The 1,540-nt window shown below is 38.5% G+C and carries 1 protein-coding gene; it reads left to right on the forward strand.

Annotation, left to right across the window (positions count from 1 at the left end; genetic code table 11):
- On the forward strand, positions 1-1,540 hold a 1,540-nt coding region (locus TD18_RS17305; RefSeq protein ID WP_040254875.1), incomplete at both ends, for an HYR-like domain-containing protein.

Here is a 1,540-nt window from a genome sequence, read left to right on the forward strand (position 1 = left end):
TTAACTGACGATTGTGATAATACAACAACATTTGATCAAACCATTACAGTTCAAGATACCACTGCGCCTGTATTAACTATTCCTGCTGATGCAACTGTGGAATGTACTGAAACTACTGACCCTTCTGCTACAGGAACTGCTACTGCTACTGATACTTGTGGCACTGTAACTGTTACTTTCGCTGATACTACTGTCGATGCGTGTGGTAATACACAAACAATTACAAGAACTTGGACGGCTACTGACGAATGTGGTAATTCAATCTCTGATACACAAACTATTGCTGTTGAAGATAATACATCTCCTGTATTAACTATTCCTGCTGATGCAACTGTGGAATGTACCGAGAGTACCGATCCTACTGCTACTGGCAATGCAACAGCTACTGATACTTGTGGTACTACTTCTGTAACCTTTACAGATAGTTCTGTAGCTGCTTGCGGTAATACGGAAACAATTACTAGAACTTGGACGGCTACTGATGAATGTGGTAATTCAGTGTCTGATACACAAACCATTGCTGTTGTAGATACTATAGCTCCAGATTTATCTGCATGTACTATTGAAAATACAATAATAGAGTGTTCTGATACAGAAAACGAAAATCTTGCTGATGCCTGGAATGCTGCTAATATTGCTGCACTTGAAGCATGTGCTACAGATACTTGCGACACTGACTTAACTGGTCAAGTTACTTCAGATTATGACTTTAACAACTTGAATACAACTTGTGGTCCTTGTGGAACATTAAACGTAACTTATATAATTACCGATGATTGTGGTAACAGTTCTTCAAGAACAGTAACTTTAACATTTGATGACGGAACAATTCCTGATTTATCAAACTGTTCTGTAACCGATGCTTCTATTGAATGCTCTGGTGCTGATAATGAAACTTTAGCTAACGATTGGAATACAGCTAACATTGCTGCTCTTGAATCTTGTGCTGATGACCTTGGTGTTACTGTGACTTCAGATTATATGTTTACAAACTTAGTTAGTACATGTGGACTAGGTGGTACAATTGCTGTTTTGTACACAATTACCGATGATTGCGGTAATGCTACAACACTTAATGCAACTCTTACTCTTGAAGACACTACACCTCCAACATTTACTGTACCTGGTGATATTTCTATTGAATGTGATCAAGACCCTAGTGACCTCAATATTACTGGCGATGTGACTGATGAAACAGACACATGTTCAGAAACAATTGATGCTACATTTACTGATATAGTGGCTGATGGTTCTTGTGCTAATGAATCTATCATTACTAGAACTTGGACATTAACTGATGATTGTAACAACACAACTACGTTGGTTCAAACAATTACAATTGAAGATAATACACCTCCTGTATTAACTATTCCTGCTGATGCAACTGTGGAATGTACTGAAAGTACCGACCCTTCTGCTACAGGAACTGCTACTGCTACTGATGCTTGTGGTACTGTAACTGTTACTTTCGCTGATACTACTGTAGATGCGTGTGGTAATACGCAAACTATTACAAGAACCTGGACCGCTACAGATGAAT

The sequence above is a fragment of the Psychroserpens mesophilus genome, assembly GCF_000826645.1.
Lineage (GTDB): Bacteria > Bacteroidota > Bacteroidia > Flavobacteriales > Flavobacteriaceae > Psychroserpens > Psychroserpens mesophilus.